The organism is Yersinia sp. 1252 StPb PI (assembly GCF_048593885.1).
Lineage (GTDB): Bacteria > Pseudomonadota > Gammaproteobacteria > Enterobacterales > Enterobacteriaceae > Yersinia > Yersinia enterocolitica_E.
Window position 1 is genome coordinate 1 of sequence record NZ_JAZGQE010000415.1, and the last position, 956, is coordinate 956.

Here is a 956-nt window from a genome sequence, read left to right on the forward strand (position 1 = left end):
AGAAAAAATAAAAACACAACTGCTAAGTTAATTATTTTTTGCGTATTATTAGTTGTTATTGCTTGTCTTTATTATATTTATTATTTATCTACCGCTCAGCGCTCTTTACTCATATCACGAGAGAATGCTGTTTTCCATACTATTGAATCAGAAGTGTATCAGGATGTGCTGACAACCCGAGCTATCGCGGTACCTAAAGAAAGTATGATTGTATCAAGTGAACGAGGAGGAAAAGTCACTGAAGTCGCCAAACAGGCTTTCGATACTGTCGAGAAAGGCGATGTTATTATTCGTTTATCTAACTATGATTTTATGCTGGAAGCGACATCCAGAATAGTGAATATTACCGAGCAAATAAGCAATCTACGCAATATGAAAATACAATTGGAACAAGATAATAGAGAGACAAAACTTAATTTACAAGAGGCTCAGCATCAAATAACGACTATATCGAGAGATTTAGCCAGGCATCAAGTCCTCGACATGAAATCAATGATTGCAAAATCCGAACTGGAAAACCAAGTCGGCATGTTAAAAAACTGGCAAATAAAAAGTGAAATTTTAAAAGAACATGATAATAAAAATAAAGAATCATTCCCCTCACAATTTAAGAGGATAGATGATTCTATATTATTACTGGAGAGAATGCTGGATATCATAGAAAACGGGATGGAACAATTAGTTATAACAGCCCCCATTGATGGAGTTTTATCTATCCTTGATGTAGAACTGGGTCAACAAATAAAACCCGGCGAAAAAATTGCAATTATCGACAACCTTAAATCATAATATTTTAATGTTTATTTCAGTGAATATTACCTCGATAAAATTAAGCCACAAAGCCAAATCTAGGCAACAATAAATGGTCAAAATACACCACTACTTATTGAGTCAGTATCCACTATTATTGAAAATGGTAAATTCAAAGCAAAACTGATCCCTCTACATGACACTAC

Annotated in this window: 1 pseudogene; it reads left to right on the forward strand. The window is 33.9% G+C overall.

Going from position 1 to position 956, the window contains the following annotated elements:
• A pseudogene (darC, locus tag V2A85_RS23985) lies at positions 1-956 on the forward strand (darobactin export ABC transporter periplasmic adaptor subunit); the annotation flags it as partial.